General features: G+C 67.1%; 15 protein-coding genes. 8 read left to right on the top strand and 7 right to left on the bottom strand.

The window, feature by feature from the left end; translation table 11 throughout:
- Positions 1 to 51: 51 nt before the first annotated feature.
- Positions 52 to 2469 (top strand): ligase-associated DNA damage response DEXH box helicase, encoded by a 2418-nt coding sequence (locus tag ACN4F8_RS07355; protein WP_419472954.1) that lies wholly within the window; start codon positions 52 to 54, stop codon positions 2467 to 2469.
- Complete coding sequence (locus ACN4F8_RS07350; RefSeq protein WP_419472953.1) at positions 2466 to 2981, top strand: thermonuclease family protein; 516 nt, start codon at positions 2466 to 2468, stop codon at positions 2979 to 2981. Before ACN4F8_RS07355 ends, ACN4F8_RS07350 begins: the two co-directional genes overlap by 4 nt.
- Positions 2982 to 2996: 15 nt before the next feature.
- Here the strand turns inward: ACN4F8_RS07350 and ACN4F8_RS07345 are convergent, their stop codons facing one another.
- The 3 genes from ACN4F8_RS07345 to gpmA all read right to left on the bottom strand — a co-directional run bounded on the left by ACN4F8_RS07345 (position 2997) and on the right by gpmA (position 6131).
- Positions 2997 to 3749, bottom strand: a complete 753-nt coding sequence (locus ACN4F8_RS07345; RefSeq protein ID WP_419473008.1) for a HesA/MoeB/ThiF family protein — start codon at positions 3747 to 3749, stop codon at positions 2997 to 2999.
- 34 nt (positions 3750 to 3783) lie between these two features.
- Positions 3784 to 5265, bottom strand: a complete 1482-nt coding sequence (locus ACN4F8_RS07340) for a S41 family peptidase (protein WP_419472952.1) — start codon at positions 5263 to 5265, stop codon at positions 3784 to 3786.
- A 122-nt stretch (positions 5266 to 5387) separates the two neighbouring features.
- Positions 5388 to 6131, bottom strand: a complete 744-nt coding sequence (gene gpmA / locus ACN4F8_RS07335; protein ID WP_419472951.1) for a 2,3-diphosphoglycerate-dependent phosphoglycerate mutase — start codon at positions 6129 to 6131, stop codon at positions 5388 to 5390.
- Between the two features lie 117 nt (positions 6132 to 6248).
- On the opposite strand from gpmA, the gene ACN4F8_RS07330 reads away from it, so the two are divergent.
- From ACN4F8_RS07330 to ACN4F8_RS07315, 4 genes are all read left to right on the top strand, one after another.
- Positions 6249 to 6659, top strand: a complete 411-nt coding sequence (locus tag ACN4F8_RS07330; protein ID WP_419472950.1) for a rhodanese-like domain-containing protein — start codon at positions 6249 to 6251, stop codon at positions 6657 to 6659.
- A gap of 41 nt (positions 6660 to 6700) precedes the next feature.
- Positions 6701 to 6958 (top strand): glutaredoxin 3, encoded by a 258-nt coding sequence (gene grxC, locus ACN4F8_RS07325; RefSeq protein ID WP_300652888.1) that lies wholly within the window; start codon positions 6701 to 6703, stop codon positions 6956 to 6958.
- A gap of 104 nt (positions 6959 to 7062) precedes the next feature.
- Positions 7063 to 7521, top strand: coding sequence for a protein-export chaperone SecB (gene secB, locus ACN4F8_RS07320; RefSeq protein ID WP_322272480.1), 459 nt, complete (start codon positions 7063 to 7065; stop codon positions 7519 to 7521).
- Between the two features lie 22 nt (positions 7522 to 7543).
- Positions 7544 to 8560 (top strand): NAD(P)H-dependent glycerol-3-phosphate dehydrogenase, encoded by a 1017-nt coding sequence (locus tag ACN4F8_RS07315; RefSeq protein WP_419472949.1) that lies wholly within the window; start codon positions 7544 to 7546, stop codon positions 8558 to 8560.
- Here ACN4F8_RS07315 and ACN4F8_RS07310 read toward each other — a convergent pair whose 3' ends face one another.
- Genes ACN4F8_RS07310 through panB form a run of 3 tightly spaced genes read right to left on the bottom strand, consistent with a single transcriptional unit; the run spans position 8561 to position 10563 of the window.
- Positions 8561 to 8806, bottom strand: coding sequence for a DUF1272 domain-containing protein (locus ACN4F8_RS07310; protein WP_419472948.1), 246 nt, complete (start codon positions 8804 to 8806; stop codon positions 8561 to 8563).
- A 15-nt stretch (positions 8807 to 8821) separates the two neighbouring features.
- Positions 8822 to 9673, bottom strand: coding sequence for a pantoate--beta-alanine ligase (gene panC / locus ACN4F8_RS07305; RefSeq protein ID WP_419472947.1), 852 nt, complete (start codon positions 9671 to 9673; stop codon positions 8822 to 8824).
- Positions 9674 to 9675: 2 nt separating this feature from the next.
- Positions 9676 to 10563 (bottom strand): 3-methyl-2-oxobutanoate hydroxymethyltransferase, encoded by an 888-nt coding sequence (gene panB, locus ACN4F8_RS07300; protein ID WP_419472946.1) that lies wholly within the window; start codon positions 10561 to 10563, stop codon positions 9676 to 9678.
- A 72-nt stretch (positions 10564 to 10635) separates the two neighbouring features.
- On the opposite strand from panB, the gene nadC reads away from it, so the two are divergent.
- Positions 10636 to 11499 (top strand): carboxylating nicotinate-nucleotide diphosphorylase, encoded by an 864-nt coding sequence (nadC, locus tag ACN4F8_RS07295; RefSeq protein ID WP_419472945.1) that lies wholly within the window; start codon positions 10636 to 10638, stop codon positions 11497 to 11499.
- A gap of 19 nt (positions 11500 to 11518) precedes the next feature.
- Positions 11519 to 12625, top strand: coding sequence for a quinolinate synthase NadA (nadA, locus tag ACN4F8_RS07290; RefSeq protein ID WP_419472944.1), 1107 nt, complete (start codon positions 11519 to 11521; stop codon positions 12623 to 12625).
- Between the two features lie 87 nt (positions 12626 to 12712).
- Here nadA and nadB read toward each other — a convergent pair whose 3' ends face one another.
- Complete coding sequence (gene nadB / locus ACN4F8_RS07285) at positions 12713 to 14320, bottom strand: L-aspartate oxidase (protein WP_419472943.1); 1608 nt, start codon at positions 14318 to 14320, stop codon at positions 12713 to 12715.
- Positions 14321 to 14329: the final 9 nt, after the last annotated feature.

Raw genomic sequence — 14329 nt, 5'->3', positions numbered from 1 at the left:
ACACCGAACCCGGAACCATCCACCCCGCCGCCGGCTTGCGCGGCGGACTGGATGGTTTCGCGTTTGTGGACGCCTTTTGAATTTCAGCGCGAGGTCTGGTCCGCCATCGGCGCCGGCCAGAGTGGTCTGCTGCACGCCACCACCGGCTCGGGCAAGACCTACGCGGTGTGGCTCGGCCTGATCGAACACCTGCTTCAGTCGCTGCCTGCGCACAAGCCCGCACCACTCACTGTGCTGTGGATCACCCCCATGCGCGCGCTCGCGGCCGACAGCGCAGCAGCCCTGCGCGCGCCGCTGACCGACCTGGCGCCCGGCTGGACGCTGGGCTTGCGCACCGGTGACACGCCGAGCGCGGAGCGCGCCCGCCAAGACCGGCGCTGGCCCACGGTGCTGGTCACCACGCCCGAATCGTTGTCGCTGCTGCTTGCGCGCACCCACGCGCCCGCCGAGCTGGCTGGTGTACGCGCGGTGGTGGTGGACGAATGGCACGAACTCATTGGCAGCAAACGCGGCGTGCAGGTGCAGCTGGCGCTGGCCCGGCTGCGGCGCTGGCAGCCCGGTCTGCTGGTGTGGGGCATGAGCGCGACCCTGGGCAACCTGGACGAAGCCCTGCGCGTGCTCTGCGGCCCGAGCAACGCGCAACTGGTGCGCGGGCGTGTGGACAAGGCGCTGGCCATCGACACGCTGATCCCGCCCGAGCCGGGTCGCTACTCGTGGGCCGGCCACCTCGGCGCGCGCATGCAGGAGCCGGTGGCCAGCGAGCTGGACACCGCCAGCACCGCGCTGGTGTTCACCAACACGCGCAGCCAGGCCGAGATCTGGTACCAGATGCTGCTGGCCCTGCGGCCCGACTGGGCCGGGCAGGTGGCCCTGCACCACGGCAGCCTGGACAGGGAAGTGCGCGAGTGGGTGGAGCAGGGCTTGAAGACCGGCCAGCTCAAGGCCGTGGTCGCCACGTCCTCGCTCGACCTCGGCGTCGATTTTTTGCCGGTGGAGCGGGTGCTGCAGATCGGCTCGGCCAAAGGGGTGGCGCGCCTGTTGCAGCGCGCCGGGCGCAGCGGCCACGCACCGGGGCGGCCCAGCCGCGTCACGCTGGTGCCCACCAACACGCTGGAGCTGGTGGAAGCGGCCGCCGTGCGCGAAGCCGCCCTGGCCGGCCGTGTGGAGAGCCGGCGCAGCCCCGACCAGCCGCTGGACGTGCTGGTGCAGCACCTGGTCACCGTGGCGCTGGGCGGGGGCTTCCGTCCCGACGACTTGTTTGACGAGGTGCGCAGCGCGTTCGCGTACCGCGAGCTTTCGCGCGAATCGTTTGACTGGGCGCTGGCTTTTTGTGAACGCGGCGGCGATAGCCTGAACGCCTACCCCGACTACCACCGCATCCAGCCCGATGAAGCCGGCGTGTACCGCGTGCCCGACACGCCGCAAGGCCGCGCCACCGCGCGCCGCCACCGGCTGGGCGTGGGCACCATCGTCAGCGACGCGTCCTTGCAGGTGAAGTACATGAACGGCGGGCGCATCGGCTCGATCGAAGAAGGCTTCATCGCGCGCCTGCGCAAGGGCGACTGCTTCGTGTTCGCCGGTCGTTTGCTCGAATTCATCCGCGTGCACGAGATGACGGCCTGGGTGAAAAAGGCAGAAAAATCCAAGGGCGCCGTGCCCTCGTGGCAGGGCGGCAAGATGCCTTTGTCCACCGAGCTGGCCGACGCCGTGCTGGCGCAGATGGCGCTGGCCGCCGACGGCCGCTATGAATCGCCCGAGATGCAGGCCGCGCGCCCGATGCTCGACACCCAGGCGCGCGTCTCGCGCTTGCCGCGGCCGGGTGAACTGCTGCTGGAGCACATGCGATCGAGCGAAGGCCACCACCTCTATCTGTATCCGTTCGCGGGACGCCACGTGCACCTGGGGCTGGCCAGTTTGCTGGCCTGGCGGCTGGCGCGCGAGCAGCCCAACACCTTCAGCCTGTCGGTCAACGACTACGGCCTGGAGCTGCTGAGCAGCGAGCCCGCCGACCTCACGCGCCTGCTGGACCGCTCGGTGTTTGCCGCCGACGATTTGCTGGAGCACGTGATGGCGTCGCTCAACGCGGGTGAACTCGCGCAACGGCGCTTTCGCGAGATCGCGCGGGTGGCCGGGCTGGTGTTCAGCGGGTACCCGGGTGCGCCCAAAAGCCTCAAACAACTGCAGGCCTCCAGCGGGCTGTTCTTCGAGGTGTTTCGCAAGTACGACCCGGGCAACCTGCTGCTGGGGCAGGCCGAGCGCGAGGTGCTGTCGCAAGAGCTGGAGATCGAGCGGCTGCGCAGCTGCCTGCAAGGCCTGGCCACCCACACCCTGCACAGCGTGGCGCTGGAGCGCCCGAGCCCCATGAGCCTGCCGCTGATGGTGGAGCGGCTGCGCGAGCGTCTGAGCACCGAACAACTCTCGGCGAGGCTGGACAAGCTGCTGCGCGACATCGACAAGGCAAACGCATGAAGGTCTGGTGGATAGGTCTGGGGATTGCGCTGGTGGCGCTGGCCGCTGGGGCGCAAGACAGCGCGCATCAGGACGAGGTCTACAGCGCGCGCGTCAGCCGCGTGTTCGACGGCGACACCGTGTGGGTGAAGCCGCTGGCCGGCGGCAAGTACCGCAAGCTGCGTCTGGAGGGCATCGACGCGCCCGAGATCTGCCAGAGCGGTGGGGAGGCGTCGCGCGATGTGCTGGCGCGGCGCGTGCTGAACCAGGTGGTGGAGGTGCATGTTCGCGCGCAGGACGACTATGGGCGCGGTGTGGCGCGCCTCCATCACCAGGGTGACGATGTGGCGGCCTGGATGGTGTCGGCGGGGCAAGCCTGGTCGTACCGCTGGCGGCGCAGCCTGGGGCCGTTTGCGGCGGAGGAAGCCCTGGCGCGCGAACGCAGGCGAGGTGTGTTCAAGGACGCTGCAGCCGAATCGCCGCGCGACTTTCGCAAGCGGCACGGACCGTGCCCGATGCCGCCGCGCGGCTGAATCCGTGCGCTTGAATCAGTGTGGGGTGCCGCACACCGCGCATTGCGGGTTTTGCGGCAGGGCGATTTCGTTGAACGCCAGGTCGCGCCCGTCCAGCATGAGCAGCTTGCCCGTGAGGCGTGAGCCCAGGCCGGTGAGCAGCTTGAGTGCTTCGGCCGCCTGCATGGTGCCCACGATGCCCACCAGCGGCGCAAACACGCCCATGGTCGCGCAGCGGGTTTCTTCGAGGTCGGCCGATTCGGGGAACACGCAGGCGTAGCAGGGGTTGCCGGGTGTGCGCGCGTCGAACACGCTCAATTGCCCATCCATGCGGATCGCCGCGCCCGAGACGAGTGGCTTGCGGTGTTTCACGCAGGCCCGGTTGATGGCGTGGCGGGTGGCAAAGTTGTCGGTGCAGTCCAGCACCACGTCGGCCTGCGCGATGAGTTCGCCGAGCAGGGCCTCGTCGGCCCGCTGCACGATGGGCGTGACCCGCACGTCGGGGTTGATCGCGGCGATGGCCTCCACGATGGATTCGGCCTTGGGGTGGCCCACCCGCGCGAGGTTGTGGGCGATCTGGCGCTGCAGGTTGGTCTCGTCCACCACGTCGTGGTCCACCACGGTGATGCGGCCCACACCGGCGCTGCCCAGGTACAGCGCCACCGGTGAGCCCAGGCCACCGGCGCCGATGATGAGTGCGTGAGAAGCCAGCAAGGCCTCCTGGCCTTCGACGCCGAGTTCGTTGAGCAGGATGTGGCGCGAGTAGCGCAGGAGCTGTGCGTCGTCCAAAAGCATCACAGCGGGCTGTCAGCCCGCTGTGTCCTCAGTTTTCTTTTTTCTCTTCGGTGCGCACGGTCTGGCTCTTGCTGACCATGACCGGGCGACCCTTGAGCTGGTTGATGGCCTGCGTGAGCTGGAAGTCCTTCTCGGTGCCGAACTCGGGCACCAGGCGCTGGCCCGGGTTCTTGCGGGCTTCTTCTTCGAGCCGCTTGCGTGCCACTTCACGTTCTTCGCTGCGCGCCTGTTCGGCGGCGCGCGCGGCGTCCGTCATCGGCGCCGCAGCCGCCTTGGGGTCCTTGCCGTTGGTCAGGCTGTTCTGCAGATCGGCTTCGCGGGTGCGCAGCGCAGAGAACACATTGCCTTCCAGCGTTTCGTCCACCAGCACATCGGGCACGATGCCCTTGCCCTGGATGGACGTGCCCAGCGGCGTGTAGTAGCGCGCCGTCGTCAGCTTCAGACCGGTGTCCGGGCCCAGCGGGCGCACCGTCTGCACAGAGCCTTTGCCGAAGGTCTGGCTGCCCAGCACCGTGGCGCGCTTGTGATCCTGCAGGGCGCCAGCAACGATTTCGCTGGCCGAGGCCGAGCCTTCGTTGACGATCACCACCAGCGGCACACGCTTGAGCGCGCCCTTGGTGTTGTCGGTCAGGCGCTTGATGGGGTCGTTGCCACCGCGACGCAGGTAATGCTGCGGCACGGCCTTGTAGATGAACTTGCTGTCTTCGAGCTGGCCGTTGGTGGACACCACCGTCACGTTCTCCGGCAGGAAGGCCGCCGACAGCGCCACGGCCGCATCCAGCAGGCCGCCCGGGTCGTTGCGCAGGTCCAGCACCAGGCCCTTGAGGTTGGGCTCGGTCTTGTAGAGGTCTTCCACCTTGCGGGCGAAGTCTTCGATGGTGCGTTCCTGGAACTGCGACACACGAACCCAGGCGTAACCCGGCTCGACCACGCGCGACTTCACGCTCTGCGTCTTGATCTCTTCGCGGGTGATGGTCACCGGGAAGGTGCGGTCCTCGTCCTTGCGGAAGATGGTCAGCAGCACCTTGGTTCTGGGCTCGCCGCGCATGAGCTTGACGGCTTCATTGATCGTCAGGCCCTTGACGTTGGTGTCGTCGATCTTGGTGATCAGGTCGTTGGTCTTGAGGCCGGCGCGAAACGCGGGAGAGTCTTCGATGGGCGAGACCACCTTGACCAGGCCGTCTTCCATCGTGATCTCGATGCCCACGCCGACAAAGCGGCCGCTGGTGCCTTCGCGAAATTCCTTGAACGACTTCTTGTCGAAATACTGGGAATGGGGATCCAGGCTGGCCACCATGCCGCTGATGGCCTCGTTGATCAGCTTTTTCTCATCCACGGGCTCGACATAGTCGGTCTTGACCATGCCAAAAACAGCGGCGAGCTGCTGCAATTCTTCAAGCGGCAGGGGCGCGAGCGTGCCGCGGGCCACCGCTTGCAGCTGCACCGTGGTCAGCGCACCGGCGACCGCACCAATGGCCACCCAGCCTGCAATTTTCAGCTTGTGACTCACCTGTTTTGCCATTGAAATCCCCAGTAAAAACGCCCGGGCCAGGATGCCTGGCCCGATGGCAAATCAATATACACCTATGAGCATGGAGAGCCGGTTCGGTTCCCCAATCTCCAGCCCGGTGTTCAGGCCTTGCCCTGGGCGGCCACAGCGGCGGCGGCGCGGGCAGCGGCCTCGGCGTCGCCCAGGTAGTAACTTTTGATCGGTTTGAGCTCGGCATCGAGCTCATAGACCAGCGGAATGCCGTTGGGGATGTTGAGGTTCACGATGTCGGCTTCAGAGATGCCGTCGAGGTACTTCACGAGCGCACGAATGCTGTTCCCGTGGGCGGCCAGAACCACGCGTTTGCCGGCCTTGATGGCGGGTGCCATGGCTTCGTTCCAGAACGGCAGCACGCGGGCCACGGTGTCTTTCAGGCATTCGGTGAGCGGGATCTCCTCAGGCTTGAGGCGGTCGTAGCGGCGGTCGCCGCGCTCGCTGCGCGGGTCACCCGCTTCCAGGGCCGGCGGTGGGGTGTCGTAGCTGCGGCGCCAGACCAGCACCTGGTCATCACCGTACTTTTTGGCGGTGTCGGCCTTGTTCAGGCCTTGCAAGGCACCGTAGTGGCGCTCGTTCAGGCGCCAGCTGTGCACCACCGGCAGCCAGGTGCGGTCCATCTCGTCGAGCACGTGCCACAGCGTGCGCGTGGCGCGCTTGAGCACGCTGGTGTAGGCCAGGTCGAAGTCGTAGCCCTCTGCCTTGAGCAATTGGCCCGCTGCCTTGGCTTGTTCAAGGCCGGTGGGGGTGAGGTCCACATCGGTCCAGCCGGTGAAGCGGTTTTCCAGGTTCCAGGTGGATTCGCCGTGGCGAATCAGGACGAGTTTGTACATGGGCGGGGGGATGGAGTTGGAGGGGCGGGGCGGTGAAAAACAGGTGCACTGCACGGCTTGTGCGGCACAACGAAGCTCACCATTCTAAAATCGCGGGCTTACTCGAAAGGTGTCCCCGTGAGTTTCTTCATCGATAACTGGATTTTGCTGGCCGTGGCGTTCTCGTCGGGCGCCATGCTGTTGTGGCCCATGGTGTCGGCCGGCGCGCGCGCCGGCTCGCTGAACACGACGCAGGTTGTGCAACTGATGAACCGCGACAAAGCGGTGGTGGTGGACGTGAGCGAGCCGGCCGAATTTGCCGCCGGCCACGTGATCGGTGCCAAAAACGTGCCCTTGGGCGAACTCGAAGCCAAACTCACCGGCGCTGTGAAGAACAAGGCCACCCAGCTGATCCTGGTGTGCGCCAACGGCTCGAAGGCCAACCGTGCCGTGGCCATGGCCAAAAAGCTGGGCTACGAGAACGCGCAATCCCTGACGGGTGGCATGGGCGCCTGGCGCGCCGCCAGCCTGCCGGTGCAAAAAGCCTGATCATTTCGGCTTCGTTTTTTTCGCACCGACAGGAAGTTTGCATGGCCAAAGTCAAGATGTTCACCAGCGCCTACTGCCCTTATTGCAGCGCCGCCAAGGCACTGCTGCAGAGCCACGGCGTGGCCGACCTCGAGGAGGTGTTTGTGGACGGGCAGCCCGAGTTGCGCGCGCAGATGAAGGCGATCACCGGGCGCACCAGCGTGCCGCAGATCTTCATCGGCGAGCAGCACGTGGGTGGTTGCGACGATCTGCACGCCCTCGACGGGCGCGGCGGGTTGGTGCCCATGCTGCAGGCTTGAGTCACCGGGCTGCTGCGCCGGGCTGACATAATTCGACTGGTGCCCGCCGCGGGAACGCTCCCCCGGCGGGCTTGTTTTTTCAACGCATTCTTCGAGACAACACCATGGCAGAAAACCAGGAACCCACCTTCCAGATCCAGCGCGTCTACCTCAAGGAAGCGTCGCTCGAGCAGCCCAATTCGCCCGCCATCCTGCTGGAGCAGGAACAGCCCACGGTGGACATCCAGCTCGGCGTGGAAGCCAGCCCGGCCGCCGATGGTGTGTTTGAGGTCTGCGTGACCGCCACCGTGACGACCAAGATCAAGGACAAGACCGTGTTCCTGGTCGAAGCCAAACAGGCCGGCATTTTCGAGATCCGCAACCTGCCGCAAGAGCAGATGGGCCCGATCATGGGCATCGCCTGCCCGCAGATCGTCTACCCATACCTGCGCAGCAACGTGGCCGACATCATCCAGCGCGGCGGTTTCCCGCCCGTGCACCTGGCCGAGATCAACTTCCAGGCCATGTACGACCAGCAGCAGGCCCAGGCCGCTGCCGACGCGCCCCGTATCGTCACGCAATAAGGCTTTGCCCGGCACCGGCCCGATGAACATCGTCGTGCTCGGCGCAGGTGCCTGGGGCACCGCGCTGGCCGTCAGTGCGGCCCGCCACGCGGACGCCAACCGGAGCGTCACCTTGTGGGCGCGCGATGCGCGGCAGGCAGCAGACCTGCAACAACACCGCGAGAATCGCCGCTACCTGGACGGGGTGGCGGTGCCGGCCGAGGTGCAAATCGCCACCGGGTCGCTGCACAGCGGTTTGGCCCTGCTGAACGACGCCGACCTCGTGATCGTCGCCACGCCCATGGCGGGGCTGCGCGACATGCTGACCCTGCTGGCCGATCTGCGTGCGCCCGTGGCGTGGCTGTGCAAGGGTTTTGAAGCACCCGCCGCGCATGCCTCCGGCCTGCTGGGTCACGAGGTGCGAGCCCAGGTGGCGCCCGACCTGCTGGCCGGGGTGTTGAGCGGCCCGAGCTTCGCGCTGGAGGTGGCGCTTGGACAACCCACCGCCCTGGTGGCCGCCAGCGAGCACGCTGGCGTGCGCGACACGCTCGTGGCCGCCTTTCACAGCCCCACGCTGCGCGTTTACGCCAACGACGACATCGTGGGCGTGGAGGTGGGCGGTGCGGTGAAAAACGTGCTGGCCATCGCCACCGGCCTGTGTGATGGGCTGGGGCTGGGCATGAACGCGCGCGCCGCGCTCATCACCCGCGGCCTGGCCGAGATGACCCGCCTGGGCCTGGCCCTGGGCGCCAAGGCCGAAACCTTCATGGGCCTCTCGGGCTTGGGCGACCTGGTGCTCACCGCCACCGGCGACCTCTCGCGCAACCGCAAGGTGGGCCAGTTGCTCGCGCAGGGCATGAACCTGCAGCAGGCGGTGGATTCGCTTGGCCATGTGGCCGAAGGTGTCTACAGCGCGCGGACGGTGGCGCAGCGTGCGCGTTCACTGGGTGTGGACATGCCCATCACCGACGCGGTGGTGGCCCTGCTGGACGGACGCCTGCAGCCCGCGCAGGCGGTGGCCCTGCTCATGGGCCGGGACCCCAAGGACGAACTGCTCTGATCAAGCGGGCGTGCAGCCCGCCGGGTTGAACACGCGCTCGGTCGACGCCGGGTTGCGCGCCAGCGCTGCGGCCGGCCGACGCGGGCGTCGCACCAGCTCGCCGCTGCAGTTCGGGCAGGTGTTGTTCAGCTTCGTTTCCGCGCAGTCGCTGCAGAAGGTGCATTCAAACGTACAGATGCGCGCGTCCACCGATTCGTTGGGCAGGTCGCGGTTGCAGCATTCGCAGTTGGGGCGCAGCTGGAGCATGGCAAACCTCCCGGGTCAGATTTCGAAGTTGTCGATGAGCCGGGTTTTGCCCAACCGCGCGGCGCCCAGCACCACGAGGGGGTCGCCCGCTTGGGGAGCCTGCAGGTCGGCGCGGCGGCGCACGGTCAAATAGTCGGGCTGCCAGCCGCGCGCGGCCAGGCCCTGCATGGCGCGTTCTTCCAGCGCGGGGAGCTGGCGCACCAGACCGTCGGCGGCGGCCAGCGCGTCGCGGCCCAACGCGCGCAGGGCGAGCGAGAGCTGCACCGCCTCGGCGCGCTCGGCCTCGCTCAAATAACCGTTGCGCGAGCTCAAGGCCAGGCCGTCGGGGGCACGCTGGGTGTCGCCGCTGACGATGGTGATGGGCAGCGCAAACTGCTTGACCATGCGCCGGATCACCATCTGCTGCTGGTAGTCTTTCTGCCCGAAGATGGCAAAACGTTCGCCCTTGGCCTCAGACAACACGCTCTGGAACAGCTTCATCACCACCGTGCACACGCCGGTGAAAAAGCCGGGGCGAAAGTGGCCCTCCAGGATATCGGCCAGCTCGGCAGACGGCTGCACCTTGAAGCCCTGCGGCTCGGGGTACATCTCTTTTTCCGACGGGGCGAACACCACGTCACAACCCGCAGCGGCGAGCTTGTCGCAATCGGCCTGCAAGGTGCGCGGGTAGGTGTCGAAGTCTTCGTGGGGCGCGAACTGCAGGCGGTTGACGAAGATGCTGGCCACCGTCACATCGCCCAGCGGCTTGGCGGTGCGCACGAGATCAAGGTGCCCGGCGTGCAGGTTGCCCATGGTGGGCACCAGGGCGGGGCTGTTGAAGGGTCGCAGCGTGGTGCGCAGATCTTCGATGGTGTGGACGAGTTTCATGGTCACCAGGCGTGCAGCGCGTCGTCTGGAAAGCTGCCGTCCTTCACCGCCGCCACATAAGCGGCCATGGCGTCGCGCACGCTGCCGGCGCCTTCCATGAAGTTGCGCACGAACTTCGGGTTCTTGCCCAGGTTGACGCCGAGCATGTCGTGCATCACCAGCACCTGGCCGGCCGTGCCCTGGCCTGCGCCGATGCCGATGGTGTGGCAGGTCGGGAGTTGGCGGGTGATCTCGGCCGAGAGGGCTGCGGGCACCATTTCCAGCACCACCATGGTGGCACCGGCGTCCTGCAGTTCGAGCGCATGGCGCTTGAGGACAAGCGCGGCCGCATCGCCACGGCCTTGCACGCGGTAGCCGCCGAGCGCGTGCACCGTCTGCGGTGTCAGGCCCAGGTGGGCACACACCGGGATGCCGCGTTCGACCAGAAAACGCACGGTGTCGGCCGTCCAGCCGCCGCCTTCGAGCTTGACCATGTGCGCACCCGCGTGCACCAGCTGGGCCGCGCTGCGCATGGCCTGTTCTTTGGACTCGTGGTAGCTGCCAAACGGCAGGTCGCCCAGCAACCAGGCCGTGGCCTGCACGCGGCGCAGACCACGCGCCACGCTCTCCACGTGGTAAGCCATGGTCTCCAGCGTCACGCCGGCGGTGCTGGCCAGGCCCTGGCACACCATGCCGAGTGAGTCGCCCACCAGGATGCATTCGACACCGGCGGCGTCGGCCACGGCGGCGAAGGTCGCGTCGTAGGCGGTGAGCATGGTGATTTTCTCGCCGCGCTCGCGCATCTCATGCAGACGCGGCAGGCTCACAGGTTTGCGCTGGGGCAGGGGTGAGGCGGTGGGCAGCGTGCCGTAGGGTGTGGCCATGGGCGGGGCGTTGGTGGGGGTGCTCATTCTTGGGTCCCGCGTGTTTCAGGGGTGGGTGAGAATGCGGGACTATAGACCATCCCGGTATGCTTGCGGCCCATGAAACACCTCTCCGATTTCACCCTGGAAGACTTGCAAGAACTGGCCTTGCGCGACGTGTCGCTGGCCCTCGCCGAAGACGTGGGCGCAGGCGACCTGACCGCCGCGCTGATCGACGCCGAGCGGCCCGCGCGGGCGCGCATCCTGGCGCGCGAGGCGGCGGTGATCTGCGGCACGCCGTGGGTTGAGGCGGCGGTGCTTGCCACCGATCCGCAGGCCCGGCTGACCTGGCACGTGGCCGAGGGCCAGCGCTGCGCGGCCGACCAGACCGTGCTCACCATCGAAGGCCGTGCCCAGCGCTTGCTCACGGCCGAGCGCACCGCACTCAACTTCCTGCAACTGCTCTCGGCCGTGGCCACCAAAACGGCGGTATTCGTGGACGCGGTGGCCGGCACACGCGCGCAGATCGTGGACACGCGCAAGACCTTGCCGGGTTTGCGGCTGGCGCAGAAATACGCGGTGAAGACCGGTGGTGGTGTGAACCACCGCATCGGCTTGTATGACGCGGTGCTCATCAAGGAGAACCACATTGCCGCGGCGGGCGGTGTGGCCCAGGTGCTTCAGCGCGTGCGCGAGACCGCTCCCCAGGCGCGGTTTGTCGAGATTGAAGTGGAGACCCTGGCCCAGCTCGACGAGGCCCTGGCCTGCGGCGCCACCATGGTCTTGCTGGACAACATGGACATCCCCACCTTGCAGGAAGCGGTGAAGCGCAACGCGGGCCGCGCCGTGTTGGAGATTTCCGGTGGCGTGAACCTGCAGACCGTGCGCGCGCTGGCCGACACCGGCGTGGACCGCATCTCCATCGGCGCCCTCACCAAAGACGTGAAGGCGATCGATTTTTCCATGCGATTCGAGGCGCTTTGACGCGTCGACAAGGACACCCATGAACACCGAAGCCACTGTCATCGACGTCGAATACGAACAACCCGCCTGCCCCACGCAGCACGCCTGGGCGCGTGTGCCGGTGGAACCTGGTCCCAAACAACGCGCGGAGTTGAAGGACAAGATTCGCCGCCTGCTGAAAGAGCGCAACGCGGTGATGGTGTCGCACTATTACGTGCACCCCGACCTGCAGGACCTGGCCATCGAAACCGGTGGCATCGTGAGCGACTCGCTGGAGATGGCGCGTTTCGGCCGCGACCACGCGGCGCAAACGCTGATTGTTTCGGGCGTGCGCTTCATGGGTGAGACCGCGAAGATCCTGAGCCCCGAGAAAACCGTGCTCATGCCCGATCTCGACGCCAACTGCTCGCTTGACCTGGGCTGTCCCATCGACGAGTTCAGCGCCTTCTGCGATGCCCACCCCGACCGCACCGTGGTGGTGTACGCCAACACCAGCGCGGCGGTGAAGGCGCGTTCGGACTGGCTGGTCACGTCCAGCTGCGCGCTGGACATCGTGAGCGCACTCAAGGACAAGGGCCACAAGATCCTGTGGGCGCCCGACAAACACCTGGGCGGCTACATCCAGCGCGAGACCGGTGCCGACATGGTGATGTGGGGCGGGGCCTGCATCGTGCACGACGAGTTCAAGGCCTTCGAGCTGCGGGCACTGATGAAGGAGCACCCGCAAGCCAAGGTGCTGGTGCACCCGGAGAGCCCGGCCGACGTGATCGCGCTGGCCGACTTGGTGGGCTCCACCTCGGCCATCCTGCGCGCCGCGCGCGAGATGGACGCGCCCGAGTTCATCGTGGCCACCGACAACGGCATGATGCACATGCTGCGCCAGCAGAACCCGGGCAAGGTGTTCATCGAAGCGCCCACGGCCGGCAACAGTGCCACCTGCAAGAGTTGTGCGCATTGCCCCTGGATGGCCATGAACGGGCTGGCCGGCGTGGCTCAGATCCTGGAGAAGGGCCTGAACGAAATCCATGTGGACCCATCGCTGATCCCCCGGGCTCGTTTGCCCATCGACCGCATGTTGGCGTTCACCGGTGCGCAGCGCATCGGCCAGAACCCGGGTGCGCTGGTGCCGAACATCGGCGCCGCCTGACATTTCCGTTCGGGCTGAGCTTGTCGAAGCCCTCGCCCACACCTGGGTGAGCCCTTCGACAGGCGCAGGGCGAACGGGATGGTTGGCTCAGCGAGCCGGCGGCACGAGGATCGTTGGCTTGGCCACCGGCAACATGTCCGGGTAGTCGCGGCTGAAGTGCAGCCCGCGGCTCTCGTGCCGCAGCATGGCCGACATCACGATCAGGTCGGCCACCTGTACCAGATTGCGCAACTCCAGCAGATCGCGCGTGACGTGGAACTGCGAATAGAACTCGTGAATTTCAGCCTGCAGCAGTGAGATGCGGTGCGCTGCGCGCTCCAGGCGCTTGTTGGTGCGCACGATGCCCACGTAGTCCCACATGAAGCGGCGCAGTTCATCCCAGTTGTGCGAGATCACCACCTGCTCGTCGGCGTCGGTCACGCGACTGTCGTCCCACAACGGTATGACCGGCGCATCGGTGGTGGTCGCCGAGCGGATCGCGTTCACTGCGCCCTGCGCAAACACCATGCACTCCACCAGCGAATTGCTGGCCAGGCGGTTGGCGCCGTGCAGGCCGGTGCAGGTGGTTTCACCCACCGCGTACAGACCGGCGATGTCGGTGCGGCCACCGAGGTCGGTCACGATGCCGCCACAGGTGTAGTGCGCGGCCGGCACCACGGGAATCGGCTCTTTCGTGATGTCGATGCCCAGCTCGGCGCAGCGCGCCAGGATGTTGGGAAAGTGCTCCTGCAGAAACGCGGGGCTCTGGTGCGAGATGTCGAGGTACACGCAGTCCAGGCCGTGTTTTTTCATCTCGAAGTCGATCGCGCGCGCCACCACGTCGCGCGGTGCCAGTTCGGCGCGGGGGTCGTGGTCGGGCATGAAGCGGTGGCTGCCCAGGTGCGCCGGCAGCTTGAGCAGGCCGCCTTCGCCGCGCACGGCCTCGGTGATCAGGTAGCTCTTGGCGTGCGGGTGGTAGAGGCAGGTCGGGTGGAACTGGATGAATTCCATGTTGCCCACCTGGCAGCCCGCGCGCCAGCCCGCGGCGATGCCGTCGCCGGTGGCGGTGTCGGGGTTGGTGGTGTAGAGGTAGACCTTGCCCGCACCACCCGTGGCCAGCACGGTGTGGGCGGCGCTGAAGGTCACGACCTCGTCGCGCACGGTGTCCAGCACGTAGGCGCCAAAACAGCGCTCGGCAACGCTGTTGGCGGTGCTGTGGTCGGGCAGTTTGCGGTCGGTGATCAAGTCCACCAGCATGTGGTGCTCGAAGACCTGGATGGCGGGGGTGTTGCGCACGCGTTCGATCAGCGTGGCCTGCACCGCAGCGCCGGTGGCGTCGGCTGCGTGCACGATGCGCCGGTGGCTGTGGCCGCCCTCGCGCGTGAGGTGCAGCTCGCCCGCTTCCAGCGAAAAGGGCACGCCCAGCTCCTGCAGCCAGGTGATGGCCGCAGGCGCGTTCTCCACCGTGAACTGCGTGGCCTCCAGGTCGCACAGGCCGGCACCGGCCACCAGCGTGTCTTCCACATGCGAGGCCACGCTGTCGCCCTCGGCCAGCACCGCCGCAATGCCGCCCTGTGCCCAGTTGCTCGATCCGTCGAGCAGGGCGCGTTTGGTGACCACGGCCACGCGGTGGGTGGTGGACAGGTGCAGCGCAGCGGTCAGCCCGGCCAGGCCGCTGCCGATGATGAGGACGTCGAAGCGGTGAAGGTCGGTCATGCAGGACAG

The sequence above is a fragment of the Hydrogenophaga sp. genome (assembly GCF_048549895.1).
Lineage (GTDB): Bacteria > Pseudomonadota > Gammaproteobacteria > Burkholderiales > Burkholderiaceae_C > Hydrogenophaga.
The sequence above is the reverse complement of the archived record's forward strand: the minus strand, read 5'-3'. Positions and strand labels throughout refer to the sequence as shown.

Excerpts from the sequence above, each read along its gene's own strand:
- grxC (WP_300652888.1), top strand. The coding sequence starts at position 6,701 with ATGGCCAAAGTCAAGATGTTCACCAGCGCCTACTGCCCTTATTGCAGC.
- nadA (WP_419472944.1), top strand. The coding sequence starts at position 11,519 with ATGAACACCGAAGCCACTGTCATCGACGTCGAATACGAACAACCCGCC.
- panC (WP_419472947.1), bottom strand. The coding sequence starts at position 9,673 with ATGAAACTCGTCCACACCATCGAAGATCTGCGCACCACGCTGCGACCC.
- panB (WP_419472946.1), bottom strand. The coding sequence starts at position 10,563 with ATGAGCACCCCCACCAACGCCCCGCCCATGGCCACACCCTACGGCACG.
- ACN4F8_RS07350 (WP_419472953.1), top strand. The coding sequence starts at position 2,466 with ATGAAGGTCTGGTGGATAGGTCTGGGGATTGCGCTGGTGGCGCTGGCC.
- secB (WP_322272480.1), top strand. The coding sequence starts at position 7,063 with ATGGCAGAAAACCAGGAACCCACCTTCCAGATCCAGCGCGTCTACCTC.
- ACN4F8_RS07310 (WP_419472948.1), bottom strand. The coding sequence starts at position 8,806 with ATGCTCCAGCTGCGCCCCAACTGCGAATGCTGCAACCGCGACCTGCCC.
- gpmA (WP_419472951.1), bottom strand. The coding sequence starts at position 6,131 with ATGTACAAACTCGTCCTGATTCGCCACGGCGAATCCACCTGGAACCTG.
- ACN4F8_RS07315 (WP_419472949.1), top strand. The coding sequence starts at position 7,544 with ATGAACATCGTCGTGCTCGGCGCAGGTGCCTGGGGCACCGCGCTGGCC.
- ACN4F8_RS07355 (WP_419472954.1), top strand. The coding sequence starts at position 52 with ATGGTTTCGCGTTTGTGGACGCCTTTTGAATTTCAGCGCGAGGTCTGG.
- nadC (WP_419472945.1), top strand. The coding sequence starts at position 10,636 with ATGAAACACCTCTCCGATTTCACCCTGGAAGACTTGCAAGAACTGGCC.
- nadB (WP_419472943.1), bottom strand. The coding sequence starts at position 14,320 with ATGACCGACCTTCACCGCTTCGACGTCCTCATCATCGGCAGCGGCCTG.